Origin of the sequence: uncultured Rhodospira sp. (assembly GCF_937138205.1) — a bacterium.
Lineage (GTDB): Bacteria > Pseudomonadota > Alphaproteobacteria > Rhodospirillales > Rhodospirillaceae > Rhodospira.
Window position 1 is genome coordinate 144,408 of sequence record NZ_CAKZOT010000113.1, and the last position, 25,683, is coordinate 170,090.

Below are 25,683 nucleotides of genomic sequence, written 5' to 3' on the forward strand. Positions count from 1 at the left end.
CGCTGATGCCCTCCCTGCTGAGCCAGAACCTTCCCGCCCTTCAGGTCGTGCTGCCGCTGGTCGCGGCGCCGCTGTGCCTGTTCCTGCGCCTGCCCCGGCTGGCGTGGCTGTTCGCCCTGGCGGTCAGCGGCGCGGCCTTCGCCGTGTCCATCGCCCTGATCGTGTTGGTGCAGCAGAACGGGGCCTTCAGCTACGACATGGGCGGCTGGGCCGCGCCCTGGGGCATCGAATACGTCATCGACCCGCTGGACTCGGTCATGCTGTGTCTGGTGACGGGCATCGCCACCCTGGTGCTGATGTACGCCGGCCCCAGCGTCGAGGCCGAGATCCCGCGTCGCCAGATTCCCGTGTTCTATGTTCTGTTCCTGCTGTGTCTGACGGGGCTGTTGGGCATGGTCGCGACGGGGGACGTGTTCAACCTGTTCGTGTTCCTGGAGATCTCCTCCCTCTCCACCTATGCCCTGGTGGCCATGGGTCGCGATCCCAGGGCACAGACGTCGGCGTACCGCTATCTCATCCTGGGGTCGCTGGGTGCCACCTTCTACGTCATCGGCATCGGTCTGCTGTACATGATGACCGGCACGCTGAACATGGAGGACCTGGCGCGGCGCATTCCCGAGGTCGCCGAGACCCGCACCATTTCGGTGGCCATCGCCTTCCTGGCCGTGGGGCTGGCGCTGAAGCTGGCCCTGTTCCCGCTGCACAAATGGCTGCCCGGCGCCTATACCCACGCGCCGTCGGTGGTCACGGCGTTCCTGGCGGCGACGGCGACAAAGGTGGCCATCTACGTGCTGGTGCGCATCTTTTTCACCGTGCTGGGGCCGATCGAGGCGTTCCAGACCCTGCCGGCCACCGTGTCGGAAACGCAACTCGTGGGCGTGCTGGCCATTCTCGCCATGATGTCGGGCTCGGCGGTGGCGGTTTTCCAGTACAACCTGAAACGGCTGTTCGCCTATTCGTCCATCGCCCAGGTGGGCTACATGATGCTGGGCATCAGCATGGTTTCGGTCACGGGCATGACCGGGGGCCTGGTGCACATGGTCAACCACGCCATGATGAAGGGCACGGTGTTCATGGCGCTGGGGGCGGTCATCCTGCGGGTGGGGAGTCCCGACATTCGCCGCCTGGACGGTGTCGGCTACCGAATGCCCGTGACCATGGCCGCCTTTGTGCTCGCCGCGTTCAGCCTGATCGGCGTACCGGGCACGGTCGGCTTCATCAGCAAGCTGTACCTGGTTCGGGGTGCCATCGAGGGCGGGCACTGGATCATGGTGGCGGCCGTGCTGGCCTCGTCGCTGCTGGCCGTGATCTACGTCTGGCGCGTGCTGGAGGTGGCCTACTTCCGCTCCAGACCGGCCGGCGCGGCGCCTGTGCGCGAGGCGCCGCTGGTCATGCTGGCGCCGATGTGGGTCCTGGCGCTGGCCAACGTGTATTTCGGCCTGGAAACGACGTATACCGTGGGTCTGACGGAGGCGGCGGCGGACTATATCCTGAATTACGTTCCCGGCGAGGGGCCGACCTGGGAACACCCGCTGTTCGAGGATCCGCATGGTCACGGTGATGGCCATGGAACAGGCCACGGCGCCGGGCACGCCCCTGAACAGGACGCGCACGCGCCGGGGGTGGACCCGTGATCGTCGGCCTGGACATGATGCAGACCATCGGCGCCTGCCTGATCCTGCCGGCCCTGGCGGTGCTGCTGACGCTGCTGTTCGGCCGCTGGCCCAATGTGCGGGAGGGCTCGACCCTGCTGGTCGCCTTCGCCCTGGGCAGCATGGTGTTCTCGCTGCTCGGCCCGGTGCTGATCGGTGCCCGGCCCAGCCTGACCCTGTGGGAGGTGATCCCCGGCGTGCCGCTGGCCTTCACGGTCGAGCCGCTGGGCCAGATCTTCGCCATGATCGCCAGCCTGCTGTGGATCGTCACCACGATCTACTCCGTGGGCTACATGCGCGGCAACGACGAGCACGCGCAGACCCGGTTCTACGCCTGTTTCGCCATCGCCATCTTTTCGGCCATGGGCATCGCCTATGCCGGCAACCTGCTGACGCTGTTCCTGTTCTACGAGCTGATGACCATCAGCACGGTGCCGCTGGTCGCCCACAAGGGCACCGACGAGGCCAAGCGGTCGGGTCGTGTCTACCTGGGCATCCTGATGGGCACGTCCATCGGCCTGCAGCTGGTGGGCATCATTGCCTGCTGGATTCTGGCCGGCAGCCTGGATTTCGTTCCCGGCGGGCTGCTGGCCGGCAAGGTCGAGGGCTGGCCGGTCCTGCTGCTGCTGGCGCTGTTCGTGTTCGGCATCGGCAAGGCGGCGGTGATGCCGTTCCACCGCTGGCTGCCGGCGGCCATGGTGGCGCCGACGCCGGTCTCCGCGTTGCTGCACGCGGTGGCCGTGGTCAAGGCCGGTGTGTTCACCGTGGTCAAGGTGGTGGTCTATGTGTTCGGGCTGGACCTGCTGAACGGCACGGCGGGCACCGAGTGGATCGCCGCCTTCGCCGGGTTCACCATCCTGGCCGCCAGTTTTGTCGCCCTCAGGCAGGACAACCTGAAGCGCCGGCTGGCCTATTCGACCATCAGTCAGTTGAGCTATGTCGTGCTGGCCGCGCTGATCCTGGCGCCGCTGTCGGTAATGGGGGCCGCCCTGCACATCATGGCCCACGCCTTCGGCAAGATCACGTTGTTCTTCGCCGCCGGCTCCATCTACACCGCCGCGCACAAGACCGAGATCAGCCAGCTCGACGGCATCGGCTGGAAGATGCCGGTCACCATGGGGGCGTTCGCCATCGGCGCGCTGGCCATGATTGGCGTGCCGCCGACGGCCGGGTTCGTCTCCAAGTGGTTCATGCTGTCCGGCGCCTACGAGGCGCAGGCCTGGGCGGCGATCGCCGTGATTTTCGCCTCGACGGTGCTGAACGCGGCCTATTTCCTGCCCATCGTCCATCGCGCGTTCGCCACCAAGCCGGCCCCGGTGGACCCGGAGCATGACCACGGCGAGGCGCCGACACCCATCGTCGTGGCCCTGGCCTTCACCGCCCTGGGCAGCCTGTTCCTGTTCTTCGTCCCCGATTCCTTCCTGGCCCTGGCCGAACAACTCGTGGGAGGACGGCCGTGACCCATACTGAGCCGGGCAGCGACGCGCCGCGCATCGTTCAGGTGACCGAGACGCCGCCCAGCGGCGTCATGCCGCGCACCCGCGCGCCCGACGAGAAGCAACCCTGGTTCGTCACGGCGAAGGGCATTCGCATTCTGTGGTGGGTGTTCGGCATCGTGCTGGCGCTGACCGTTCTGGCCGAACTGGTCGTGCACCTGCACCCGCACTTTGGCGTCGACGGCTGGTTCGGCTTCCATGCCTGGTTCGGCTTCCTGAGCTGTGTGGCCATGGTGCTGTTCGCCAAGGGCCTGGGCATGGCCCTGAAGCGCAAGGACACGTACTACGATGCTGGGTAACGTCTCCCCCGGGCTGTTCCTGATCCTGGGCGGGCTGATCCTGCCCCTGCTGCCGCGCCGTGGCCGTATGACCATGACGCTGTTGGCACCGCTGCTTGGGTTCGCCCACATCTGGACGCTGCCCGAGGGCGTGGTCTCGTCGATCGAGTACTTGGGCTACACCCTGGAGCTGGTGCAAACGGATGCGCTGTCGCGGCTGTTCGGCACCATCTTCGGCTTGATGGCCGTTGTCGGCGGCCTCTACGCCCTGCCGCAGAAGAACACACTGGAGAGCGCCTCGGCCCTGGTCTACGCCGGCGGTGCCATGGGGGTCGTGTTCGCCGGCGACCTGCTGGGCGTGTTCATCTACTGGGAACTGATGGCCATCGCCTCGACGCTGATCATCTGGTCCCCGGGCACCCCCGAAAGCCGCAGGGCCGGCCTGCGCTATGCCTTCATCCACCTGCTCGGCGGCGTGGTTTTGATGGCCGGCATCACGGGGCAGATCACGGCCACCGGCTCCGCCGACTTCACGGCCATGACGGCGGACTCGTGGGCGACCTGGATGATTCTGATCGGGTTCCTGATCAACGCCGGGGCGCCGCCGCTGACCGCCTGGCTGCCTGATGCCTACCCCGAGGGCTCGTGGAGCGGCACCGTCTTTCTGTCCGCCTTCACCACCAAGACCGCCGTCTACGTCCTGCTGCGCGGCTTTCCCGGCACCGAGATCCTGGTGTGGGTCGGGCTGTACATGATCTTCTACGGCATCATCTACGCGCTGCTGGAAAACGACATGCGGCGCATCCTGGCCTATTCCATTATCAACCAGGTCGGGTTCATGGTCTGCGGCATCGGCATTGGCACCGAGATGGCGCTGAACGGCGCCGCCTCGCACGCCTTCGCCCACATCATCTACAAGGCGCTGCTGCTGATGAGCGCCGGCTCGGTGCTGTACATGACCGGGCTGCGCAAGTGCTCCGACCTGGGCGGTCTGTTCCGCACCATGCCGGTCACCGCGTTCTGCGGCATTATCGGTGCCTTGGCCATCTCTGCCTTCCCGTGGACCTCAGGGTTCGTCACCAAGTCGATGATCACCCAGGGGGCGGCCGACGAACACATGCTGTGGGCCTGGATGCTGTTGCAGGCGGCCAGCGCCGGCGTGTTCCTGCACGCCGGCATCAAGTTCCCCTGGTTCGTGTTCTTCCAGAAGGACAGCGGCCTGCGGCCGGGCGAGGCGCCGGCCCCCATGATCCTGGCCATGCTGCTGTTCGCCGGGCTGTGCCTGTTCATCGGCGTGTGGCCGGACCCGCTCTATGCCCTGCTGCCGTACCCGGTGGCGTACGAGTCCTACACCGGCGCCCATGTGGTCACACAGCTTCAGTTGCTGCTGTTCTCCGGGCTGGCGTTCTTCATCCTGCTGCCGCTGATGAAGCGCACCCTGACCATCACGCTGGACTGGGACTGGCTGTGGCGGGTCGCCGGGCCGGCGGTGGCCGCGTTCCTGCTGCGCACGGTCGGGCCGGTGTGGACCGGGGGGCTGAGCGTGACGCGGCGCGGCATCGGCGGCCTGATCGCCATCACCGCGCGCACGCATGGTCCGCATGGGGCGCTGGGCCGCGCCTGGCCGATCAACACCTCGGCCGTCATGGTCGCGCTGTTCCTGCTGCTCTATCTTATATTGTTTTTCGTGTGGCCCGCCGGGTGAGGGGTTTGACGCACCGGCCGCGCCCGCCGGCATGGCCTGTTTTCGGGGGCCATTCAGCACCTTGACGCTGGCCGGGTCCCCAGGGTAAACGCTGCGGTTCCCCGGGGCTTGTTTCGCGTCCGCGTCGATCGATGGGCGGCCGGTTTCGGGGTCCCACGGTCCGGCGCGGCCGCCGGGGTCGCTGAACGAAAGAACCACACAGGCAGGGGGGAGGAACCGGTCATGAACGCCCTGACCGAAATCGCCATCGGCAGCCGCACCTTGTTTTCCGGCAACGAGGCCGTGGCCCGCGCCGTGTGGGAATCCGGGGCCGCCGTGGCCACCGCCTATCCCGGCACGCCATCGACGGAGATCCTGGAGACGCTGGCCCGCTACCCGGACATCCGGGCGCAATGGAGCGTCAACGAAAAGGTCTCGCTGGAGGTGGCCATTGGCGCCTCGCTGGTCGGTGCGCGCGCCTTCTGCGCCATGAAGCATGTCGGCATGAACGTGGCCGCCGACGCGCTGATGAGCCAGGCGCTGGCCGGCTGTCACGGCGGCCTGGTGATCGCCATTGCCGACGACGTCGGCCTGTCGTCCAGCCAGAACGAGCAGGACAGCCGCTACTGGGGCCGCTTCGCCCATCTGCCGATGCTGGAGCCGGCCGACGCCCAGGAGGCCCACGCCCACACCCTGGCCGCGTTCGAACTGTCGGAGCAGGTCGGCTGCCCGGTGCTCCTGCGCCTGACCACCCGTGTGTGCCACGTCAAGACGCTGGTCTCCGTCGGCGAGCGCCAGGCGCCGCCAGCGCGGGGGTTCATCCGTGACTCTCGCCGCTGGGTCATGCTGCCGAGCAACGCCAAGAGCATGTTGCCGCGCCAGGACGAGCGCGATGCCACGCTGACCGCGCTGGCCGACGAGTCCGACCTGACCACGCTGATGGACGGGATCGACCGGTCCGTGGGGATCGTCTCCAGCGGCCCGGCGGCCCTGTCGGTGCGCGAGGCGCTGCCGGATACGCCGCTGTTGAAGCTCGGCTTCACGCACCCGGTCCCGGTTGAGCGCATCCGCGCCTTCGCTCGCACCGTCGACACGCTGCTGGTGGCGGAGGAAACCGAGCCGTTGGTCGAACAGGCCCTGAAGGCGGCCGGGATTGACGTGCACGGCAAGGACGTGCTGCCCCGCCATGGAGAGCTGTCGGTCTCGGTGCTGCGCCGGGGTGTGGCCCGACTGCGCGGCGAGGAACCCGCCCATGCGCCGCCCGCCGGTCCCGATCCCTCGGTGTTCCCGCGTCCGCCCACCATGTGCGCCGGCTGTCCGCACCTCAGCCCGTTCTACTGTCTGTCGAAGCTGCGCCGGGCGGCGCTGATCGCCGGTGACATCGGGTGCTATACCCTGGGCGCCGGCCACCCATGGCAGGCCATGGACACCTGCACCTGCATGGGGGCCTCGGTGACCATGGCGCAGGGGCTGGCGATCGCCCGCTCCGGCGAGGATTCGAAAAAGTCGGTGGTCGCCGTGATCGGCGATTCCACCTTCCTGCACATGGGGATGCAGGGGCTGCTGGACCTGGTCTACAACCGCGCCAACGTCACGGTGATGCTCCTGGACAACCGCACCGTCGGCATGACCGGCGGCCAGGAGCACCCCGGCACCGGGTTCGACATCCACGGCGAGGAAGCGCCCCGGGTGGACTTCGTCGCCCTGGTCAAGGCGATGGGCGTCAAGCCGGAGCGGGTGCACTCGGTCGATCCCTACGAACTGCCAGAGCTGTTCCGGCTGATCCGCACGGAAACGCAGATCCCCGAGGTCTCGGTCATCATCACCAACCAGCCGTGCGTGCTGACCGACCGGCATGTGCCGCGTCCGGCGCTGAAGGTGGTGGAAGAGGACTGCACCGGCTGCGGCGGCTGCATCGACACCGGGTGTCCGGCCATCCAGGTCACCCGCCGCGAGACCACCACGACCAAGAGCGGCAAGACCAAGGAACTGGCCTTCGCCCGCATCGACAGCGCGTTCTGCACCGGCTGCAACGCCTGCGTCGAAACCTGCGCGCCCAATGCCATCGTGCCGCTGGATCCGGCCGCGCATCCCCGCCTGGAGAGAGTGTGAGACCATGACCGAGCATCCGGCGGCCGGGTCGGCCGGCGTCACCAATGTGCTGCTTTGCGGCATCGGCGGCCAGGGTGTGCTGACCGCCGCCGAACTGCTGGCCCACGCCGCCGTGGACGCTGGCCACGACGCCAAGAAGACCGAGGTGGCCGGCATGGCCCAGCGGGGCGGTGTCGTGACCTCCAACCTGCGCTTCGGTCCGCGCGTGCTGGCGCCCGCCATCCCCGACGGCGAGGCCGACCTGCTGATCGGCTTCGAGGCCGCCGAGGCGCTGCGTTGGGTCGGCCAACTGCGTCCGGGTGGGCGCGCCGTGGTCAACGGCCTGCGCGTCAAGCCGCCCGTGGTGCACCAGGGCCTGTTCGACTACCCCGAGGACCCGATCGCCCTGATTCGGCAGCGTGGGATCGACCTGCGCACGGTTGAGGCGCGCGACATCGCCGACTCCCTGGGCAATCACCGACTGATGAACACCGTGATGCTGGGGGCCGTCGCCGACCTGCTGCCGCTGTCGGCCGAGGATCTTCGGTCGCGCGTGGTTGAGGTATTCCGCGCCCGCAAGCCGGCGCTGGCCGACCTGAACGGCCGTGCGTTCGATGCCGGGCGGGCGGCGGTCAGCCGCGCGCCGGCTCCGGAACCGGCGACGGCGACGGCGAACTGAGCGCCGAGTCCGCGCGGCGTCGCGCGTGGGGCTCTTCCGCGCCGTCAAGATCTCCCTTTCCGAGCGACCCCGTCCCGCCATGCGCGCGCCGCGCGGGCGGTAGAGCGTTTTGGTCGGCGGGCTCGTTCCAATGCGCGGCTCTGCCGCGAAGGGGGGCGTCTGCCGTCTCCTCCTTCTTTCGAGCGGTACGAAATCCTTCTTTCGCGCTAATGGGATCGTCCGAGTGGCGCTCTTAGTCGTCCAAAAGTGCTGACGATGTCTCCGGACGCTTGCCCGGATTTCAGTCTAACGAATGCTGTGCTCCGCGAAATCCCACCAAAGTGGCAGTGTATCGACGAATGCCCCTAAAATTTCACGACTCTATGTCGTTCGGGCGTGCCTTTGCGAAACTGCAACACGAATGTTATAGTCACCCTCCAATCGTCGGGTTTCCCTCGCGACGAGACGCCACGCCGACATTGAGTGCCCCCATCAAGAGGCACTGTTTGCAACGGCGCGTCGCGCCATGCGCTTGGGACGACCGGGGCCAGGAGGTCAAGGCGCAAACGGACTGGGACACCATGGCGGCGACCTGCGACCGACAGGGGGTACGGGAAAGCCACGCCATGCTGACTTTCGAAGACTGTATTGCCTTCTGCGGCATGGATGCCGACGAAGTGGAAGCCTTGGCCGTGTCGGAGCATCTGCCGACCGTGATCGCGGCCGAATGGACGGCCCGAGAGTTGGGAACGGCCGAGGGGCGGACGCATGTGATTGAGATCCTGTCGGAGCGCGCGGGCGAGGCCCGGCTTCGTGGGGACTTTGCGGCGGCGGACGAGTTGGAACGAATCCTGGAACGGGAACGGGCGCGGCTCTAGGGCGCACCAAGACAGAACGGGACGACAGGCAGGGTTCAGCGGACCGGGCGACAGTGTAACGGCAGAAGCGCGTGTGAGAGCGGGCGAGACGGTGGCGGTTTCGGAGCACACGGGTCTCGACCGCCGGACAGGAGGTAAGACGATGAGACTGGATCCCGAGCGCATCAAGGCCATGACGGCATCGACGTCGTCCTATGTGGCGGCCATCGCCGAGAGCGAGGATCTGCTGCCCATGCTGGCCGCGGCGTGGACCGAAATGACTCTGCGTCAGCACAAGGGCTACATCACCATCCGGGACGTACTGGACCGCGCGGCGGTGAAGGCCGACCGCCGGGGGGATGCCGAGACGGCGGCCCGCTATCGTGCGGCCTTGCGCGAGTTCGAGGCAAGCTTCGCCGAGCGGGAACCGGTGGCGGCGGAATAGAGGGGGTCCGCCGCTCGGGGGTGGCGCGGCGGCGGTGGCCGCCGACCGGGGAATGCGTTTTCCGCGAGGCGGACGGCGCGGTGCCTGACCAGGGTGCCGCGCCGTCGGCCTGTTAGACCCCCATCTGTCATACCCCCATCAGGGTCCGCACGTGGGCATGGACGCTGCCGGCGAGGGCCTGCAGGTCGTACCCGCCTTCCAGCACCGACACCAGCCGGCCGTCACAACAGTCCTCGGCCACCGCCATCATGCGCCGCGTGGCCCAGACGTAATCCGCGACCTGAAGGCGCAGGTGCGCCAGCGGATCGCGCGCGTGGCCGTCGAACCCGGCCGAGATCATCACCATCTGCGGCTGAAAGGCCCGCATCGCCGGTTCGATCGTCTGGTCGACGGCGGCGCGAAAGGCATCACCGGTGGATCCCGGCGGCAGCGGGCAGTTGAGGATGTTGCCGGCCACACCGCGCTCTTGCGTGAACCCGGTGCCGGGGTAGTTGCCGGCCTCGTGGGTCGAGGCATAGAACAGCCCCGGGTCGGTCTGAAAAATGTCCTGCGTTCCGTTGCCGTGGTGGACGTCCCAGTCGAACACCGCGATGCGTTCCAGGCCGTACGCCGCCCGGGCATGGAGGGCGCCGACCGCGATATTGTTGAACAGGCAGAACCCCATGGCCCGTTCGGCCTCGGCGTGGTGGCCGGGGGGGCGGACGGCGCAGAAGGCGTTGGTCACCTCGCCGCGCATGATGGCGTCGACCGCCACCACGACGGCGCCAGCGGCACGGCGCGCGGCCTCGCCCGACGCGGCGGAGACCAGCGTGTCGCCGTCGATATGTCGCAGGCCCTCGGGCGGAATGGTGCGGAACACGCGGTCGATATGGGATTGCGGGTGGGCGCGCCGGAGGTGCTCGTCGGTGGCCGCCACGGCCTCCTGCCGGTGCAACAGCATGAAATCCTCGGCTTCCAGGATCCGCTGCACGGCCCGCAGGCGATCGCCGCATTCCGGGTGAAAGTCGCCCGTGTCGTGATCGATGCAGGCGTGATGAGTCACGTACAGCGTGGCCATGGTTCCGTTTCCTCCAGTCTTGGCGACTTTTGTCGCATCGCCCCGGACAAGGCCGCAACGGCTTTTTCCCGTGACGCTTCATTCGGCCGACCGGTTCGGGACCGGTCCGGGACCGGCACGAACCATGGCGCGCGCCACCGGGCGGGGGTGGGGTTGGTCACACTTTGTCACAAGGGCAGAGTCGGGGCGTCATCACCGGGTCACGACATGGGTGTTGTTTGCCGTTTGGTCAAACGCGGACGGCGCTCCGCTTTCTCTGAGGCGGGCGCTCTGGTTCTGTGCGATGATTGACCCAATCTTAGGCGAGCGTAGAAGATCTGGCCGCCCGGGGATGGGTGCGAGGGAGAAACGAGAGAATGCGGAACACAGCCGGGCGGCGCATAGCGGGCCGTCGGTGGTCTTGGCTGGCGGTCGCCTGTCTTGGCGGGGCGCTGCTCGTCGTGCCGGGCCCGGGCGCCGTCGCCCAGCAGGGCGGCGAGGGCGACGGTCCCCGCGCCACGCCGGTCGGGGTCGCCACGGTGAGCGAACGGGCCACGACGCAGACGGTGCCGGTAGTCGGCCGGCTGGTGCCGCGCCGCGCCGGGATGGTGGCGGCGAAGGGCTCGGGCGCGGTCGAGCACATGGCGGTCGACGTCGGCGACGTGGTCGAGGCCGGCGACCTACTCGCGCGCCTGGACACCGAGAGCGTGCGTCTTGAGGTGGAGTTGGCCCGCGCAGAGGTGCAACAGCGCGAGGCCGCGCTGGAAGAGGCGCGCTCGCGTCTGGCCCTGGCCCAGCAGGAACTGGAACGCCTCGCCAGCCTGCGCCGGTCGGCGGCGTTCAGCCAGGCGCGCTATGATGACAAGAGCGAGGAGGCCACCGGGCTGAACCACTCCGTGTCAGTGGCGCAGGCGGCGTTGACCATCGCCCGCGCGCGCCTCTCGCTGGCCGAGGTGGCGCTGCGCGACGCCGAAATCCGGGCACCCTACCCGGGTACCATCACAGAGCGGCATACCGAGGTCGGCGCCTACGTCACCAAGGGCGCGCCCGTGGTGGCACTTCTCAATCACCTGGACCTGGAAGTCGAGGCGGACATCCCCTTCGATCTGGTCGACGGCCTGTCGATCGGCGAGGCCGTGGACGTGTTCCTCGACGATGAGACCCAAACGGTGGCCGCCCTGCGCGCCCTGGTGCCGGCCGAGGACACCCGCACCCGCACGCGCCCGGCGCGCCTGACCCTGCCGGCCGCGTCGGGACCCGAGCGCCACTTGGCGGCGGGGCAGAGCGTCACGCTGATGATCCCCGAGGGGCCGGCCCGCACGGTGGTCACGGTGCCCAAGGACGCGGTCATCAACAAGCCCACCGGCAACATGGTGTTCGTGGTCGTGGACGGGGTCGCGCAGCCACGGCCGGTCGACCTGGGTCCGGCGGTGGGGGACGCCTTCGCCGTGCGCGACGGGCTCAGCCTTGGGGAAACCGTGGTGACGCGCGGCAATGAGCGCCTGCGGCCCGGCCAGCCGGTGCGGGCCACGGTGCCGCCCAGCGCGCGCGGGACCGGAGAGGCCGGCGATGGGTCGGCGGCCGACGGATAGCAAACCGGACACACGCCATGGACATCATCCGCCTTGCCATCGCCCGTCCCACGGCCGTCATCGCCGCCGTGCTGATGGTCGTGCTGTTCGGCCTCGTCGCCCTGACCGAGATTCCCATCCAGATGACGCCGGACGTGCGCCAGCCGGTCATCACCGTGAACACCTCCTGGCCCGGCGCTGCCCCGGCCGAGGTGGAACGCGAGATCGTCAACCGGCAGGAAGAGGTGCTCAAGGGGCTGGAGGGGCTGCGCGAGATGACCGGCCGGGCGCGCACCGGCGACGCCGAGGTGACGCTGGAGTTCAAGACCGGCCAGAACATGGACCGCGCCCTGCTGCTGGTCGCCAACCGTCTGGACCAGGTTTCGGACTACCCCGAGGAGGCCAACGAACCGACGCTGGAAACGTCGGGCTCCGACGACCAGCCCATTGCCTGGTTCACGCTGCGCCGCGCGGCGGGAAACGAGACGCCGGTGCACCACTACGGTGACCTGGTGGACGATGTCGTGCGCGACCGCATGGAGCGGGTCGAGGGTGTGTCGCGGATCAACGTCTACGGCGGCAGCGAGCGCGAACTGCGGGTCACCGTCGATCCCGTCAGTCTGTCGAAATACCGCCTGACGGTGCCGCAGGTGGTCAACGCATTGCGTGCGGCGAACGTGTCCCTGTCGGCCGGCGACGTCGAGGAGGGCAAGCGCCGCTATGTGGTGCGGGTCGAGGGGCAGTTCCGGGAGCCGGAGGACGTCGAGAAGGTGGTGGTGCGGTCGGCCGAGGGCCAGGGGGTCGGCGGGTTGGCGCGCGTCACCCTGGGCGATGTCGCCGACGTGGCCTTCGCCTACAAGGACCAGCGGGCGCGCATCCGGTATCGCGGCGAACCGGCGCTGGCGCTCAACGCCGTGCGCGAGACCGGCGCCAACGTCATCGAGACCATGGGCGGCCTGCGCGCCGCCGTGGCTGAACTGAACCAGGGCGCGCTGGCGGAGAACAATCTCTATCTGGCGCAGGTCTACGACGAGACGGTCTACATCAACTCGGCCATCGATCTCGTCATTTCCAACATCTACGTCGGCGGTGTATTGGCGGCCATCGTGCTGTTGGTGTTCCTGCGGGCGTTCGGGCCGACCGTGGTCGTGTCGCTGGGCATTCCGGTCTCGGTCATTGGCGCGTTCGTGGGGATGGCGGCGTTGGGTCGCTCGTTGAACGTGATCTCGCTGGCCGGCATCGCCTTCGCGGTGGGGATGGTGGTCGACGCCGCCATCGTCGTGCTGGAGAACATCTACCGCCTGCGCGAGCAGGGCTACAGCCGCGCCGCCGCCGCCTATCACGGGGCGAAACAGGTGTGGGGCGCGATTCTGGTGTCGGCCCTGACGACGGTGATGGTGTTCATCCCCATCCTGACCATGGAGCAGGAGGTCGGCCAGCTGTTCCGCGACATCGCCGTCGCCATCTCGGTGGCCGTCATGCTGTCGCTGATCGTTGCCGTCACCGTCATCCCGGCTTTGGCGCGGCGCCTGCTGGGCCAGGTCAAGCGCAAGGGCGAGGCGCACCGGGTGCCACTGCCCGGCATCGACCAGTTCGGGCGTGGCTTCAGTTGGTTGATCCGGCGTCTGACCGATGCCGTGGTCCGCAGCCGGGCATTGAGTCTGGTGATCGTGGTGGCGATCACCACGCTTGCCGGCGTCGCGACCTGGGTCTTCCTGCCCAAGCTGGAATACCTGCCCGAGGGCAACCGTAATCTCGTCTTTGGCATGATCCTGCCGCCTCCCGGGTACAACCTCGACACCACCACGGCCATCGGCCAGTCGATCGAGGATGTGGTGCGGCCCCTGTGGTCGGACGAGGAAGGCGCCGCCCGTCACGGCCTGGACGAGCCCGGGACCGACGACGAAAGCGGCGGGGGCGGACCGCTGTCCGGCGTGGTCTCGGCGGTGCGGGGGCTGGTGGGCGGCGGTCAGGCGGACGAGTCCCCGCCGAAGATCAGCAATTTCTTTTTCGTGGCGCTGGAGACGCGGGCCTTCGTCGGCGCCGCCGCCGAGGATCCGGCGCGTGCTCGAGAGTTGATTCCTATCCTGCGCGGCCCGGTGTTTTCGGAGCCGGGCACCTTCGGCTTCGTCTCGCAGCCCTCGCCGTTCGGCCGCTCGGTGGGCGGGGCGCGCGCCGTCAACCTGGACATCTCCGGCCCCGACCTGGAGATCATCCTGGGCGTGGCGCTGCGGGCCGCCGGCAAGGTGGGCGAGGTGCTGCCGCAGGAGGAGGGCAACCAGTTCCGTCCCATCCCTGGCCTTGAACTGGGCGCGCCCGAGGTGCGGGTCTTCCCGGATCTGCTCAAGCTGGCCGACAACGGCGTGTCGGTCATGACCTTCGGTCAGACGGTGGATGCCTTCAACGACGGCCTGCGCGTGGACGAGATCACCGTCGGCGGCGAGCGCATCGACCTGACGCTGGCCGGGCGCACGGCCCATGTGGATCGCACCCAGGGCATCGGCACCCTGCCGGTGGTCACGGAGTCGGGCACCATCCTGCCGGTGGCCGCGCTGGGCGACGTGGTGGTCACGGCCGGGCCGACCGAGATCCGCCACCTGGAGCGGGCGCGGACGGTGACGCTGCAGATCCGGCCCAGCCAGGCCATCGCCCTGGAACAGGCCATGGAGATCATCGAGAACGACGTGATCGCGCCGTTGCAGGCCGAAGGGATGCCGCCGAACGTGTCGATGTCGCTGTCGGGCACCGCCGACAAACTGACCGAGGCCTGGAACGCCATGGTCTGGCAGCTCCTGCTGGCCCTGATCATCGTTTATCTGGTCATGGCGGTGCTGTTCGAGAACTTCTTCTATCCGCTGGTCATCATGGTCACCGTGCCGCTGGCCTCGGCCGGCGCCGTGCTGGCTCTTGGCCTTCTGAACACCGTGAGCTATCAGCCGCTGGACATGCTGACCATGATGGGCTTCGTCATCCTGATCGGCATCGTCGTCAACAACGCCATCCTGCTGGTGGACCAGACCCTGTACGGGCTGCGTCAGGACGGCCTGACGCCCGGCGATGCCATCCGTCAGGCCACCGCCAACCGGGTGCGGCCCATCTTCATGTCCACGCTGACCAGCATCATGGGCATGTCGCCGCTGGTGTTGTTCCCCGGCGCCGGGTCCGAGCTGTACCGGGGTCTGGGCACGGTTGTGCTGGGCGGGCTGGCCATGTCGGCGCTGCTGACGTTGATCATCATTCCGGCCCTGATGAGCCTGGTCATGGGCCTGATCGAGGGGCGCCGCGCCGACCGTGCCCCGCGCGAGGAGCGAGACACCCCGTCCGGTCATCGTGGGCGGAAACGTCGACTCGCGCGGGCCAAGGTCCGTCAGGCGCGCGGAAGCGACACGACCCGGCCGCCGGCGACGTCGACCCCGGCCGCCGGGGAGTGATCTCTCCGCACAGTGCCCGGCGCAGGGTGACGCGTGGAATCACCGTGCCCCCCGGTGCATTTTGGCAGGTATTACGAGGGCGAAATGTGCTACTCTATAAGATCGAACTGATACGACAGGAGGCTCCGGCGGAGAGGGCATGAACCAGGACGACCTTCAAAAACTGCAAGAGAAAGCGCGCAATGCCAGCACATTGCTCAAGGCCATGAGCAATGAATGCCGCCTGTTGATCCTGTGTCAGTTGCTTGGTCGCGAGTGTTCGGTCGGCGAACTGGAACGGGTGGTCGGGCTGAGTCAGTCGGCGCTGTCCCAGCATCTGGCGCGCCTGCGCCGCGACGATCTTGTGCGCACACGGCGGGTGGCGCAGACGATCTACTATTCGCTCAAGGGCGAGGACGTGGCCGCCGTCCTGGGCACGCTGTACGACATCTATTGCGCGCCTGACGCCGACGACTCCCCCGGCCAGTCCGGCGCGGCGGCCCCGGGCGCCCATGACCAGGGCGATGCCGATCCGGCCCGGGCTGGCATCGGCTGATTTTCGGGGCTGGGCCGGTGGTGTGGGCCTCAGCCGCGTGCATCAATAGGCGTATTCCACGAAAATCGGGTCTATGCTGCCGTTCCAGCGGCCATGATAGGCGTCGAGATGCTCTTCCGCCGGGCAGCGGCCCGACTCGGCGATCTCCAGCAGGACGTCGAGGAAGCAGGTCTCGTCGCGCCCCTGGCTGTTGACCCGTGCGCGCCGCGCCAGGCCCCGGCGGGCGATGTCCAGCACCTCCAGCGCCACATCCCCGAGGGTTCCGGAGCGGAAGGGCGTGCCCAGCGCCTGCACCGGCACCCGTTCGCGCAAGGCCGTGATCTCCGCCGCCGTCCAGCCCTTGATGAGCTGCGAGACCTCGTCGAGCGCCGCCTTGTCGTACAGCAGCCCTACCCAAAAAGCCGGCAGGGCGCAAATGCGGCTCCAGGGGCCGCCGTCGGTGCCGCGCATCTCCAGGAAGGTCTTCAGGCGCACCTCGGGGAACGCCGTGGTGACGTGGTCGGCCCAGTCGCCCAGGGTCGGCGTCTCGCCCGGCAGGGCCGGCAGGCGCCCATCCAGAAAGTCGCGGAAGGACTGCCCGGCGGCGTCGATGTAGCGGCCGTCACGGTGCACGAAATACATCGGCACATCGAGCATGTAGTCCACGTAGCGCTCGAACCCCATGCCGTCCTCGAACGCGAACGGCAGCGTGCCGCAGCGGTCGGGGTCGGTGTCGGTCCAGATGTGGCTGCGATAGCTGAGGAACCCGTTGGGCTTGCCCTCGCTGAAGGGGCTGTTGGCCCACAAGGCCGTCGCCAGCGGTTGCAGCGCGAGACCGGCGCGGACCTTGCGCACCATGTCGGCCTCGCTTTCGAAGTCCAGGTTCACCTGCACGGTGCATGTGCGCAGCATCATGTCCAGGCCGAGCGCGCCGCGCCTGGGCATGTGGCGGCGCATGATGTCGTAGCGGCCCTTGGGCATCCACGGGATGTCGGCGCGTGGCCACTTCGGGTTGAAGCCCAGCCCGATGAGGCCGATCCCCAACTCGCCGCAGACCGTCTTCAGGTTCAGGTGGTGGTTGGTGGTTTCCGCGCAGGTCTGGTGGATCGTTTCCAGCGGCGCACCCGAGAGTTCCAGTTGTCCGCCCGGCTCCAGGGTCACACTGCCGCCCGTGGGGCAGGTCAGGCCGATCAGCGTGCCGGCCTCCTCGACCGGCTTCCAGCCATAGGCCTTAAGCCCCTCCAGCAGGTCGCAGATGCCGGGGCCCTCGGTGTGTGCCTCGTAGGGCAGGGGGCGCAGGTCCCGCAAGGTGAAGGCAAACTTCTCGTGTTCCGTGCCGATGCGCCAACTGTCGGGGGGCTTGCAGCCGGACTCGAACCAAGCCACGAGATCGGCCTTGCTCTCCACCGGGCGGGCGTTGGGTTTCGAAGGAGCGGACATGACGGGACTCCGGGAACGGGCCGGACGCTGGGACCGCGGCCGGCGGCACGGGACGGGCCGCCCTGCACAGAGTTTGGATCAGCGCCAGTCGCCGGCCAGGGCCTGCCAAAGAGTCAGGCCGGCGATGGCGGCGGTCTCGGCGCGCAACACCCGGGGACCCAGGCGCACGAACGTAACAAAGGGCAGATGCCGGAGGCCGTCAAGCTCGGAGTCCGCGAAGCCGCCCTCGGGGCCGACCAGCAGGGCGGCGGGCGCGCCGGCGTGCGCGGCGAACGCGGCGGCGGCTGGCGGCGCCTCGCCCCGTTCCGCCAGCACGAACAGGGTGCGGTCGGCCGGCCAGCCGTCGCCAAGGCGGGCCAGGGGCATCGGGTCCGCCATGTCCGGAACGCTCAGGCGGCGGCACTGCTCGGCGGCCTCGATGGTCAGGGACCGCAGCCGTGTGGCGTTCACGCGCGCCGCCGTGGTGAAGCGGGTGACGACCGGTTGCAAACGCGCCGCTCCCAGTTCGGTGGCCTTTTCCGCCAGCAGGTCCACGGGGCCGCGCTTCAGGGGCGCGAACAGCAGCCACGGTCCGTTGGCCTCGCCCTCGGGCTGTGGCCGCAGGCAGGCGCGGCACAGCACCGTGGCGCCAGTCTTGGAAAGGGTTTCGATCGCGGCTTGCCACTCACCGTCGCGGCCGTTGAACAGGACCACCGTGTCGCCGGGGCCGCGCCGCATGACCGAGCGCAGGTAATGCGCCTGGGGCGCGGGCAGGGCGACCGATGCGCCCTCGGCGAGGTCGGTGTCGGCCACGTAAAGGCGCGGCCCCTGCCCGGAGGGCGGCGCCGGGGCGAGGGCGTCCAGCAGGGCGGTCTGGGGATCCGTCATGGGCTCCGCGCGACACGGGGGCGAAAGAAGAGCGCCGCATGATGTGGGCTTCGTCGCCTGCGATCAACGGCATTCCCCTGGACCGACGCCACGGTCGGTTGACGGCAGCGGCCGGGCGGCACAAGCTGTTCGGCGACTCACCGCTCTTTTTGGACCGTGGATGGACTCCCGCCATGTCTTTGCCTCGACCCAGGCGTCCCCGCGCGATCATTGATCGTCGGGCCTTGACGGCGCGACTGGAGACTTTGTCCGACAGGGTACGCGACGGCGGGCGCGAGGGCGTGCGAGAGGCCCGCGGGGTCCTTCTCGAGACGTTGAAGGGGGCCTTGGCCGCCGGCCGCGAGGAGATCCGCCGCCGGTTCGAGGAGGAACGCGGCCACGGTGCCGACGTGTGCGCCGGCAACACCTATCTCATGGACCAGATCGTGCGGCTTTTGCACGACATGACGGTCGAGCATTTCTTCCCCAAGCAGACCCGCACCACCGGAGAGCAGCTCTGCATCTTGGCCGTGGGCGGTTATGGGCGCGGCGAGATGCTGCCGTTCTCGGACATCGACCTGTTGTTCCTGCTGCCCTACCGGACCACCCCTTACACCGAGCAGGTGGTCGAGAGTATGCTGTACGTGCTGTGGGACCTGGGCCTGAAGGTGGGGCACTCGACGCGGTCCATCGACGAATGCCTGCGGCAGGCCCGCGCCGACCTGACGATCCGCACCGCCATGCTGGAGGCGCGCTATATCTGGGGCGAGCGGGCGCTGGCCCAGGCCCTGACCCATAAGCTCTATACAAAGGTGGTGGCCGGGTCCGGTGCCGAGTTCCTCGACGCCAAGCTGACCGAGCGCGACCGGCGGCACGAAAAGCTGGGCGAGTCCCGCTATGTGCTGGAACCGAACATCAAGGAGGGCAAGGGGGGGCTGCGCGACCTGCACACGCTGTTCTGGATCGCGCGCTATCTCTACCGGGTCGCGGATATGGACGATCTGGTGGAAAAGGGCGTGCTGACCGAGCGGGTGGCGGTGAAATTCCGGCGGGCGCGGGCCTTTCTGTGGACGGTGCGCGCCCATCTGCACTACCTGAGCGGCCGCGCCGAGGAACGGTTGACGCTTGACGTGCAACCGCGCATCGCCGAACGAATGCGGTATCGGGACCGGCCCGGCGCGCGCGGGGTCGAGCGCTTCATGCGGCACTACTTCCTGGTGGCGCGCGATGTCGGCAATCTGACCCGCATCTTCCTGAGTGTCTTGGAGGCGCAGCAGAAACGGCGGCCGATGCTGTCGGTGCCCAGTTTCGTCATGCGCAAGCGGAACCTGGACGGGTTTGTGCTCGACGGCGACCGGCTCGCCGTACCGCGCGAGACCACGTTCGAGGAGGACCCGCAGGCGCTTCTGCGGCTGTTCCTGGTGGCGCACAATCAGGGCCTGGACATCCACCCCGACACCCTGCGCCTGGTCACCGAGAACCTCGCCCGTCTGAAACCCCTGCGCGACGATCCCGACGCCAACGCGCTGTTCATGGACCTGCTGACGCACCGCAAGGAACCGGACACCGCCCTGCGCCAGTTGAGCGACGCCGGCGTGTTCGGGCGGTTCGTGCCGGACTTCGAACGCGTCACGGCGCAAATGCAGTACGATATGTACCATGTGTACACGACGGACGAGCACACCATCCGGGCCATCGGCATTCTGAGCCGGATCGAAAGCGGCGCCATGGCCGAGCGTCTGCCGGTCGCCAGCAAGGTGGTGCATCAGGTGCATTCGCGCGAAGCGTTGTACGTGGCGGTGCTGCTGCACGACATCGCCAAGGGCCGGGACGGCGACCACTCCGTGCTGGGCGCAGAGGTCGCCCAGGAGGTGTGTCCGCGCCTGGGTCTGTCCGACGAGGAGACGGACACCGTGGCCTGGCTGGTGCTGCGCCATCTGGACATGAGTCGGGTGGCGTTTCGCCGCGACGTCGACGACCACAAGACCATCGAGGATTTCGCGAAGCTGGTGCAATCGCCGGAGCGCCTGAAGCTTCTGCTCGTGCTGACCTGTGTGGACATCATGGCCGTCGGGCCGGGCATCTGGAACAACTGGAAAGCGGCCCTGTTGCGTGAGCTGTACTACCGCACCGAGGAATACCTGATCGGCAATCTGTCGACCGTGCCGCAGGATCGCCGGGTGGAGCGCAGCAAGCAGGCCCTGCGCGAGGCCCTGGGCGATGTGCCGGCGGATCGGGTGGAAGCGCATCTGGGGCGCGGATATCCGGGCTACTGGCTGACCTTTGATACGGCGACGCACGTCCGCCATGCCCGCCTGATCTTCGCCGCCGAGGACGCGGCCGCCAGCGAGGACGAGGTGATGACCATCGATACCCAGGTCGACACGGACCGGGGGGTCACCGAGGTCCTGGTCTACGCGCCCGATCAGCCGGGCCTGTTCAGCAAGATCGCCGGCGGCATCGCCTTGGGCGGCGCGTCCATCGTCGATGCCAAGATTTTCACGCTGACGAACGTGATGGCGCTGGACACCTTTACCGTGCAGTCGGCCGAGGGCGAAGCCCTGGACCGGCCGGACCGCCTGGCGCGGTTGCGCGACATGGTCGCCCGGGCTGTTCGCGGCGAGGTCGATCTGCGGGCCGAACTCGCCCGCAAGGCCCAGACCCTGCCGGCGCGGGCCAAGGCCTTCTCGGTGCCGCCGCGCGTGCTGGTGCACGACGAGGCCTCCAAGACCCACACGGTCATCGAGGTGAACGGCCGCGACCGGCCGGGGTTCCTGTATGCCGTGACGTCGGCCCTGACGCGGCTGAACGTGCAGATCGCGAGTGCGCGAGTGAATACGTATGGCGAACGGGTGGTTGACGTGTTTTACCTCAAGGACCTGTTTGGCATGAAGATCAACCATCCGGGCAAGCTGCTTGACATCCGGCGGACCCTGACCCAGGCGGCGGGTTTGCAGGCGCTGGAAAGCCAACACGGCGCGGCGGTGGCGCGGGACGCCGCGCGCGAACGGCGCCGGGCGGCGCGGGCGGCGGAGTAGGGCGGCGAGGCGGAATTCTGAGGCTGGAGTTTGACCGTAGTGCACACCGAAAACAAGGATCGTGAAGATCTCGCGCATATCGTGATCAATACCAATGCCAGTATTATCGTCCCGACATACAAGGAAGTTCAAAACATCCCTTTTATGATAGACCGGATTCAGCGTCTTCGCGAAACGCTCAAGGTCGACCTGGAACTGATTTTCATGGACGACGACAGTCGCGACGGTAGCGTCGAGGCGGTCGCCCGCGCGGGCTTCGATTGGGTCCGGATCATCGTCCGCACCGAAAACCGGGGGCTCAGCGCCGCCGTCATCGACGGGTTCCGCGCCGCGCGCCATCCCATCCTGATCTGCATGGACTGCGACCTCAGCCATCCGCCGGAGAAGATTCCGCAGATGATACTGGCTCTCGGTTCGGGACAGCAGTTCGTGATCGGATCGCGGTATGTGCCTGGAGGCTCCACGGACGACGATTGGGGGCTGTTCCGATGGTTGAACAGCGCCGTCGCCACGCTACTGGCGCGGCCCCTGACATCGGCGCGGGATCCCATGTCCGGGTTCTTCGCGCTCCGCAAGGCGGACTTTGACCGGGCACAGGATCTCAATCCGGTCGGCTACAAGATCGCCCTGGAACTGATCGTCAAGTGTGGGTTCGAAAACGTGGGCGAAGTGCCGATTCACTTCGCGAACCGGGCGCATGGCGAAAGTAAACTGACCCTGCGCGAACAGCTGAAGTACATTCAGCACCTTCGCCGCCTTTATATCCACCAGTTCGGTAACGCCATGCACTTCCTGCAGTTCATGGTCGTGGGCGCGTCCGGTGTGGTCGTCAATTTGGGTGTGTTGACGATCCTGTTGTGGCTGGGGCTGCCGGAGACGGTGTCTCTCGCGGGCGGAATCCTCGTCAGCCTGGTGTCGAACTTCCTGCTGAACCGCCGCTTCACCTTCAGCTATGCGCGGGAGAACGCCATCCTTCCGCAGTTCCTGGGCTTCCTGGGGGCGTCCGCCGTCGGCATGGCGGTGAACTACGCCGTGGCGCTGACGCTGCGGACTCAGGTTCTCGTCGATGTCCCGTACGGGATCTACATCGCCGCCCTGACCGGAATCGTGTGCGGGATGGTCTTCAACTTCCTGGGCAACCGCTATCTCGTCTTTCGCAAGCGGTATGTCGAGAAGTGACGCACGGGGATCGGCGCCCCCATCCTACACCAGCATCGACAGCGGGTCCTCGACGATGGCCTTGAACGCGGCGAGGTACTCGGCGCCAACCGCACCGTCGACGGAGCGGTGATCCACCGACAGCGTGCAAGACATCATGGTGGCCACGGTCAGGGCGCCGTCCTTGACCACCGGCCGCTGCTCGCCCTGGCCGATGGCCAGGATGCAGCTTTGCGGCGGGTTGATGATGGCCGAGAACTCCCGGATGCCGTACATGCCCAGGTTGGAGATGGAAAAGCCGCCGCCCTGATACTCCTCGGGCTTCAGCTTGCCGTCCCGGGCGCGCTGGGCCAGATCCTTCATTTCGTTGGCGATCGTGGCCAGGCCCTTGGTGTCGGCGTTGCGGATGATGGGCGTGATCAGGCCCCGGTCGGTGGCCACGGCGACCGAGATGTCGACCGTCTCCAGCCGCAGGATGGCCTCGTCGGTCCACACCGCGTTGGCCGCCGGCACGCGGCGCAGGGCGACAGCGGCGGCCTTGATGATGAGATCGTTGACCGAGAGCTTGTAGGCGCCGTCCTGGGCCCGCTCGTTCAACTGCCGGCGCACGTCGAGCAGCGGTTCCAACGCGCAGTCGATGGTCAGATAGAAGTGCGGGACGGTCTGCTTGGACTCGACCAGGCGGCGGCCGATGGCCTTGCGCATCTGCGAGTTCGGGATTTCCTCATAGGTCTGCCACGGCTGCAACCGTGCCTTGACGGCCTGGGCCGGCGCCTCGGCCGCCGGGGCGGGGGTGGCGGCCGGTTCGTCGGTGCCGGCGGTCTCGGCCTGGGGACCGCCCTCGGCCTTCGCCTTTTCGACATCGGCCCGGATGATGCGCCCGTGCGGGCCGGAGCCGGTGAGCGCCGAGAGGTCGAGGCCGGCCTCGGCGGCCAGCCGGCGGGCCAGCGGGCTGGCGAACAGGCGCTCTCCGGAGGGCGTGTGACCGGCCGGCGGTGCCGACGTGACGGCGGACGTGACGGTGGTGGTGTCCATGGCCTCGCCCTCCCTTTACGACACGTAGCAGACGGCTTTGGCGGCCTCGACCACCTGCTCCGGCTGCGGCAGTGCCAGTTTCTCCAGGTTGGCGGCATAGGGCATGGGCACGTCCGCGCCGGTCACACGGGTAACCGGCGCGTCCAGGTGGTCGAACGCCTGTTCCATGCACAACTGGCCGATCTCGGCGCCGATGCCGGCGAAGGGCCAGCCCTCTTCCACCGTCACCACACGGTTGGTCTTGCGGACCGACTTAAGGATGGTGGCCGTGTCCAGCGGCCGCAGGGTGCGCAGGTTGATCACCTCGGCCTCGATGCCCTCGCCGGCGAGCGTTTCGGCCGCCGCCATGCAATGGCTGACCATGCGGGAGAAGGCGACCAGCGTGACGTCGGTGCCGCGCCGCTCGACACGGGCCTTGCCGATGGGCAGCACGAAGTCCTCGACGTCCGGCACATCGAAGGTCTGGCCGTAGAGGATTTCGTGTTCCAGGAAAACCACCGGGTTGGGGTCGCGGATGGCGGCCTTTAGCAAGCCCTTGGCGTCGGCGGCCGACCACGGCGTGATCACCTTCAGGCCCGGGACGTGCGCATACCACGAGGCATAGCACTGGCTGTGCTGGGCGGCGACGCGCGCGGCGGCGCCGTTGGGGCCGCGAAAGACGATGGGGCAGCCCATCTGGCCGCCAGCCATGTACAGGGTCTTGGCGGCCGAGTTGATGATCTGGTCGATCGCCTGCATGGAGAAATTGAAGGTCATGAACTCGACGACCGGTTTCAGGCGGGCGAAGGCGGCGCCCACCCCCAGACCAGCGAAGCCCATTTCCGTGATTGGCGTATCGACCACCCGCTTGTCGCCGAACTCGGCCAGCAGGCCCTGGGTGACCTTGTAGGCGCCCTCGTACTGCGCCACTTCCTCGCCCATCAGGAAGACGTCGGGGTCGCGGCGCATCTCCTCGGCCATGGCGTCGCGCAGGGCCTCGCGCACGGTCTGGCGTTTGGTGGAGTCGTAGGTGGGCTCGGGATCCTCCTCCGGCTCCTCTTGGGCCGGCGCCGCGTCCCGCTTGGGCGGCGGCGCCTTGGCCTCGGCCGGAGCGGGCTCGGGTTTCGGCTCGGGCGCCGGCGTGGCCTGCTCGGCGCCCCCCGCTTCGGCCTCCTTGACCGCCGCGTCGAGGGCGCTCTCGTCCTCGCCTTCTTCCAGCAGGATGCCGATCGGCTGGTTGACCTTCACCCCGTCTGTGCCGTCGGGCACCAGGATCTTGCCCAGCGTGCCCTCGTCCACGGCTTCGAATTCCATCGTCGCCTTGTCGGTTTCGATTTCGGCGATGACGTCGCCGGCCTCAATGGTGTCGCCCTCTTTCTTCAGCCAGCGCGACAGGGTGCCCTCCTCCATGGTGGGGGATAGGGCGGGCATGAGAATCTGCGTCGGCATGTGTCGCGTCCCCCGCCTCAGGCGTCCACCAGGATGTCGGTCCACAATTCGGCCGGATCGGGTTCCGGGCTGTTCTGGGCGAATTCCGCCGCCTCGCCGACGATGTCCTTGACCTGTTTGTCGATGTCCTTGATGTGCGCCTCGTCGAACACGCCCTCGTCCAGCAGGCGCTTCTTGAGTTGGTCGATGGGGTCGCTTTCCGAGCGCATCTTCGAGACCTCGTCCTTGGTGCGGTACTTGGCCGGATCGGACATGGAGTGGCCCCGGTAGCGGTACGTCTTGATGTCGAGCAGGTACGGGCCGTTGCCGGCGCGCACGTGCTCGACCGCCTCGGCCGCCCCCTCGATCACCTCCAGTACGTTCATGCCGTTGATGCCCTTGCCGGGGATGCCATAGGCGGCGCCGCGTTGCGACAGGTCCCCGGCGGCGGCGGCCCGCGCCACCGAGGTGCCCATGCCGTACTTGTTGTTCTCAATGACGTAGACGACGGGCAGCTTCCACAGCGCGGCCATGTTGAAGCTTTCGTACACCTGCCCCTGGTTGGTGGCGCCGTCGCCGAAGTAGCAGAAGCAGATGCCGCCATCCTCGTTGTACTGATGGGCGAAGGCCAGCCCGGTCCCCAGCGGCACGGCGGCGCCGACGATGCCGTGGCCGCCGAAGAACCGCTTCTCACGGCTGAACATGTGCATCGAACCGCCCTTGCCCTTCGAGTAGCCGCCGATGCGGCCCGTAAGCTCGGCCATGACGCCTTTCGGGTCCATGCCGGTGGCCAGCATGTGACCGTGATCGCGGTAGCTGGTGATGATGGAATCGCCCTCCCGCGCCAATGCCTGCAGGCCGACGACCACCGCCTCCTGGCCGATGTACAGGTGACAGAAGCCGCCGATCAGGCCCATGCCGTACAACTGCCCCGCCTTTTCCTCGAACCGGCGGATCAGCAGCATGGACCGGTAGTAATGCTCCAGGTCCTTGGGCTCGTACTGCCGCGCCGAGGGGGTGTCTCGGTCGTCCTGGTCGGGATCGGA

Annotated in this window: 19 protein-coding genes; 13 read left to right on the forward strand and 6 right to left on the reverse strand. The window is 67.9% G+C overall.

Going from position 1 to position 25,683, the window contains the following annotated elements; genetic code table 11:
• The first annotated feature begins 5 nt into the window (after positions 1 to 5).
• The 8 genes from Q0309_RS17350 (at position 6) to Q0309_RS17385 (ending at position 9,161) form a co-directional block, all read left to right on the forward strand.
• Positions 6 to 1,634 carry a monovalent cation/H+ antiporter subunit D family protein gene (locus tag Q0309_RS17350; RefSeq protein WP_299444264.1) on the forward strand — a complete coding sequence of 543 codons (1,629 nt, stop codon included), beginning with the start codon at positions 6 to 8 and terminating at the stop codon, positions 1,632 to 1,634.
• Positions 1,631 to 3,112, forward strand: a complete 1,482-nt coding sequence (locus tag Q0309_RS17355; protein ID WP_299444267.1) for a proton-conducting transporter membrane subunit — start codon at positions 1,631 to 1,633, stop codon at positions 3,110 to 3,112. Before Q0309_RS17350 ends, Q0309_RS17355 begins: the two co-directional genes overlap by 4 nt.
• The gene (locus Q0309_RS17360; RefSeq protein WP_299444270.1) at positions 3,109 to 3,447 is read left to right on the forward strand and encodes a hypothetical protein; all 339 of its coding nucleotides are present in this window, start codon (positions 3,109 to 3,111) and stop codon (positions 3,445 to 3,447) included. Before Q0309_RS17355 ends, Q0309_RS17360 begins: the two co-directional genes overlap by 4 nt.
• Positions 3,437 to 5,131 carry a Na(+)/H(+) antiporter subunit D gene (locus tag Q0309_RS17365; RefSeq protein WP_299444272.1) on the forward strand — a complete coding sequence of 565 codons (1,695 nt, stop codon included), beginning with the start codon at positions 3,437 to 3,439 and terminating at the stop codon, positions 5,129 to 5,131. Before Q0309_RS17360 ends, Q0309_RS17365 begins: the two co-directional genes overlap by 11 nt.
• A gap of 222 nt (positions 5,132 to 5,353) precedes the next feature.
• Entirely contained in the window at positions 5,354 to 7,222 is a 1,869-nt protein-coding gene (locus Q0309_RS17370; RefSeq protein WP_299444275.1) for a thiamine pyrophosphate-dependent enzyme, read from the forward strand.
• 4 nt (positions 7,223 to 7,226) lie between these two features.
• Positions 7,227 to 7,880 carry an indolepyruvate oxidoreductase subunit beta gene (locus tag Q0309_RS17375; RefSeq protein WP_299444278.1) on the forward strand — a complete coding sequence of 218 codons (654 nt, stop codon included), beginning with the start codon at positions 7,227 to 7,229 and terminating at the stop codon, positions 7,878 to 7,880.
• Between the two features lie 560 nt (positions 7,881 to 8,440).
• Positions 8,441 to 8,737, forward strand: a complete 297-nt coding sequence (locus tag Q0309_RS17380) for a hypothetical protein (protein ID WP_299444282.1) — start codon at positions 8,441 to 8,443, stop codon at positions 8,735 to 8,737.
• 142 nt (positions 8,738 to 8,879) lie between these two features.
• Complete coding sequence (locus Q0309_RS17385; RefSeq protein WP_299444285.1) at positions 8,880 to 9,161, forward strand: hypothetical protein; 282 nt, start codon at positions 8,880 to 8,882, stop codon at positions 9,159 to 9,161.
• Positions 9,162 to 9,288: 127 nt separating this feature from the next.
• Here Q0309_RS17385 and Q0309_RS17390 read toward each other — a convergent pair whose 3' ends face one another.
• Entirely contained in the window at positions 9,289 to 10,218 is a 930-nt protein-coding gene (locus tag Q0309_RS17390) for a histone deacetylase family protein (protein ID WP_299444288.1), read from the reverse strand.
• A gap of 356 nt (positions 10,219 to 10,574) precedes the next feature.
• Here Q0309_RS17390 and Q0309_RS17395 point away from each other — a divergent pair, with 356 nt between their 5' ends.
• The 3 genes from Q0309_RS17395 to Q0309_RS17405 all read left to right on the forward strand — a co-directional run bounded on the left by Q0309_RS17395 (position 10,575) and on the right by Q0309_RS17405 (position 15,734).
• On the forward strand, positions 10,575 to 11,789 hold the full coding sequence (locus Q0309_RS17395) for an efflux RND transporter periplasmic adaptor subunit (protein ID WP_299444291.1): 1,215 nt from the start codon (positions 10,575 to 10,577) through the stop codon (positions 11,787 to 11,789).
• Between the two features lie 17 nt (positions 11,790 to 11,806).
• A complete protein-coding gene (locus Q0309_RS17400; RefSeq protein WP_299444295.1) occupies positions 11,807 to 15,199 on the forward strand; it encodes an efflux RND transporter permease subunit in 3,393 nt (1,130 codons plus the stop codon).
• Between the two features lie 139 nt (positions 15,200 to 15,338).
• Positions 15,339 to 15,734, forward strand: coding sequence for a metalloregulator ArsR/SmtB family transcription factor (locus tag Q0309_RS17405; protein WP_299444298.1), 396 nt, complete (start codon positions 15,339 to 15,341; stop codon positions 15,732 to 15,734).
• A 42-nt stretch (positions 15,735 to 15,776) separates the two neighbouring features.
• Here Q0309_RS17405 and Q0309_RS17410 read toward each other — a convergent pair whose 3' ends face one another.
• Positions 15,777 to 17,153, reverse strand: coding sequence for a glutamate--cysteine ligase (locus Q0309_RS17410; RefSeq protein WP_299444301.1), 1,377 nt, complete (start codon positions 17,151 to 17,153; stop codon positions 15,777 to 15,779).
• Positions 17,154 to 17,231: 78 nt separating this feature from the next.
• Positions 17,232 to 18,020, reverse strand: a complete 789-nt coding sequence (locus Q0309_RS17415) for a 16S rRNA (uracil(1498)-N(3))-methyltransferase (protein WP_299444304.1) — start codon at positions 18,018 to 18,020, stop codon at positions 17,232 to 17,234.
• A gap of 173 nt (positions 18,021 to 18,193) precedes the next feature.
• On the opposite strand from Q0309_RS17415, the gene Q0309_RS17420 reads away from it, so the two are divergent.
• Complete coding sequence (locus Q0309_RS17420; protein ID WP_299444308.1) at positions 18,194 to 21,037, forward strand: [protein-PII] uridylyltransferase; 2,844 nt, start codon at positions 18,194 to 18,196, stop codon at positions 21,035 to 21,037.
• Positions 21,038 to 21,076: 39 nt separating this feature from the next.
• Positions 21,077 to 22,216 carry a glycosyltransferase family 2 protein gene (locus Q0309_RS17425; RefSeq protein ID WP_299444311.1) on the forward strand — a complete coding sequence of 380 codons (1,140 nt, stop codon included), beginning with the start codon at positions 21,077 to 21,079 and terminating at the stop codon, positions 22,214 to 22,216.
• Between the two features lie 24 nt (positions 22,217 to 22,240).
• On the opposite strand, the gene Q0309_RS17430 is transcribed toward Q0309_RS17425, so the two are convergent.
• The 3 genes from Q0309_RS17430 to pdhA are packed head-to-tail and all read right to left on the reverse strand — an operon-like array spanning position 22,241 to position 25,623.
• Positions 22,241 to 23,230 (reverse strand): 2-oxo acid dehydrogenase subunit E2, encoded by a 990-nt coding sequence (locus tag Q0309_RS17430; protein WP_299444314.1) that lies wholly within the window; start codon positions 23,228 to 23,230, stop codon positions 22,241 to 22,243.
• A gap of 15 nt (positions 23,231 to 23,245) precedes the next feature.
• A complete protein-coding gene (locus tag Q0309_RS17435; protein ID WP_299444317.1) occupies positions 23,246 to 24,658 on the reverse strand; it encodes a pyruvate dehydrogenase complex E1 component subunit beta in 1,413 nt (470 codons plus the stop codon).
• Positions 24,659 to 24,675: 17 nt separating this feature from the next.
• Positions 24,676 to 25,623 carry a pyruvate dehydrogenase (acetyl-transferring) E1 component subunit alpha gene (gene pdhA, locus Q0309_RS17440; protein WP_299444326.1) on the reverse strand — a complete coding sequence of 316 codons (948 nt, stop codon included), beginning with the start codon at positions 25,621 to 25,623 and terminating at the stop codon, positions 24,676 to 24,678.
• Between the last annotated feature and the right edge of the window lie 60 nt (positions 25,624 to 25,683).

Coding starts and splice junctions, on each gene's coding strand:
- Q0309_RS17350 (WP_299444264.1), top strand. CDS start 6: ATGCCCTCCCTGCTGAGCCAGAACCTTCCCGCCCTTCAGGTCGTGCTG.
- Q0309_RS17365 (WP_299444272.1), top strand. CDS start 3,437: ATGCTGGGTAACGTCTCCCCCGGGCTGTTCCTGATCCTGGGCGGGCTG.
- Q0309_RS17370 (WP_299444275.1), top strand. CDS start 5,354: ATGAACGCCCTGACCGAAATCGCCATCGGCAGCCGCACCTTGTTTTCC.
- Q0309_RS17375 (WP_299444278.1), top strand. CDS start 7,227: ATGACCGAGCATCCGGCGGCCGGGTCGGCCGGCGTCACCAATGTGCTG.
- Q0309_RS17380 (WP_299444282.1), top strand. CDS start 8,441: ATGGCGGCGACCTGCGACCGACAGGGGGTACGGGAAAGCCACGCCATG.
- Q0309_RS17385 (WP_299444285.1), top strand. CDS start 8,880: ATGAGACTGGATCCCGAGCGCATCAAGGCCATGACGGCATCGACGTCG.
- Q0309_RS17390 (WP_299444288.1), bottom strand. CDS start 10,218: ATGGCCACGCTGTACGTGACTCATCACGCCTGCATCGATCACGACACG.
- Q0309_RS17395 (WP_299444291.1), top strand. CDS start 10,575: ATGCGGAACACAGCCGGGCGGCGCATAGCGGGCCGTCGGTGGTCTTGG.
- Q0309_RS17400 (WP_299444295.1), top strand. CDS start 11,807: ATGGACATCATCCGCCTTGCCATCGCCCGTCCCACGGCCGTCATCGCC.
- Q0309_RS17405 (WP_299444298.1), top strand. CDS start 15,339: ATGAACCAGGACGACCTTCAAAAACTGCAAGAGAAAGCGCGCAATGCC.
- Q0309_RS17410 (WP_299444301.1), bottom strand. CDS start 17,153: ATGTCCGCTCCTTCGAAACCCAACGCCCGCCCGGTGGAGAGCAAGGCC.
- Q0309_RS17415 (WP_299444304.1), bottom strand. CDS start 18,020: ATGACGGATCCCCAGACCGCCCTGCTGGACGCCCTCGCCCCGGCGCCG.
- Q0309_RS17420 (WP_299444308.1), top strand. CDS start 18,194: ATGTCTTTGCCTCGACCCAGGCGTCCCCGCGCGATCATTGATCGTCGG.
- Q0309_RS17430 (WP_299444314.1), bottom strand. CDS start 23,230: ATGGACACCACCACCGTCACGTCCGCCGTCACGTCGGCACCGCCGGCC.
- Q0309_RS17435 (WP_299444317.1), bottom strand. CDS start 24,658: ATGCCGACGCAGATTCTCATGCCCGCCCTATCCCCCACCATGGAGGAG.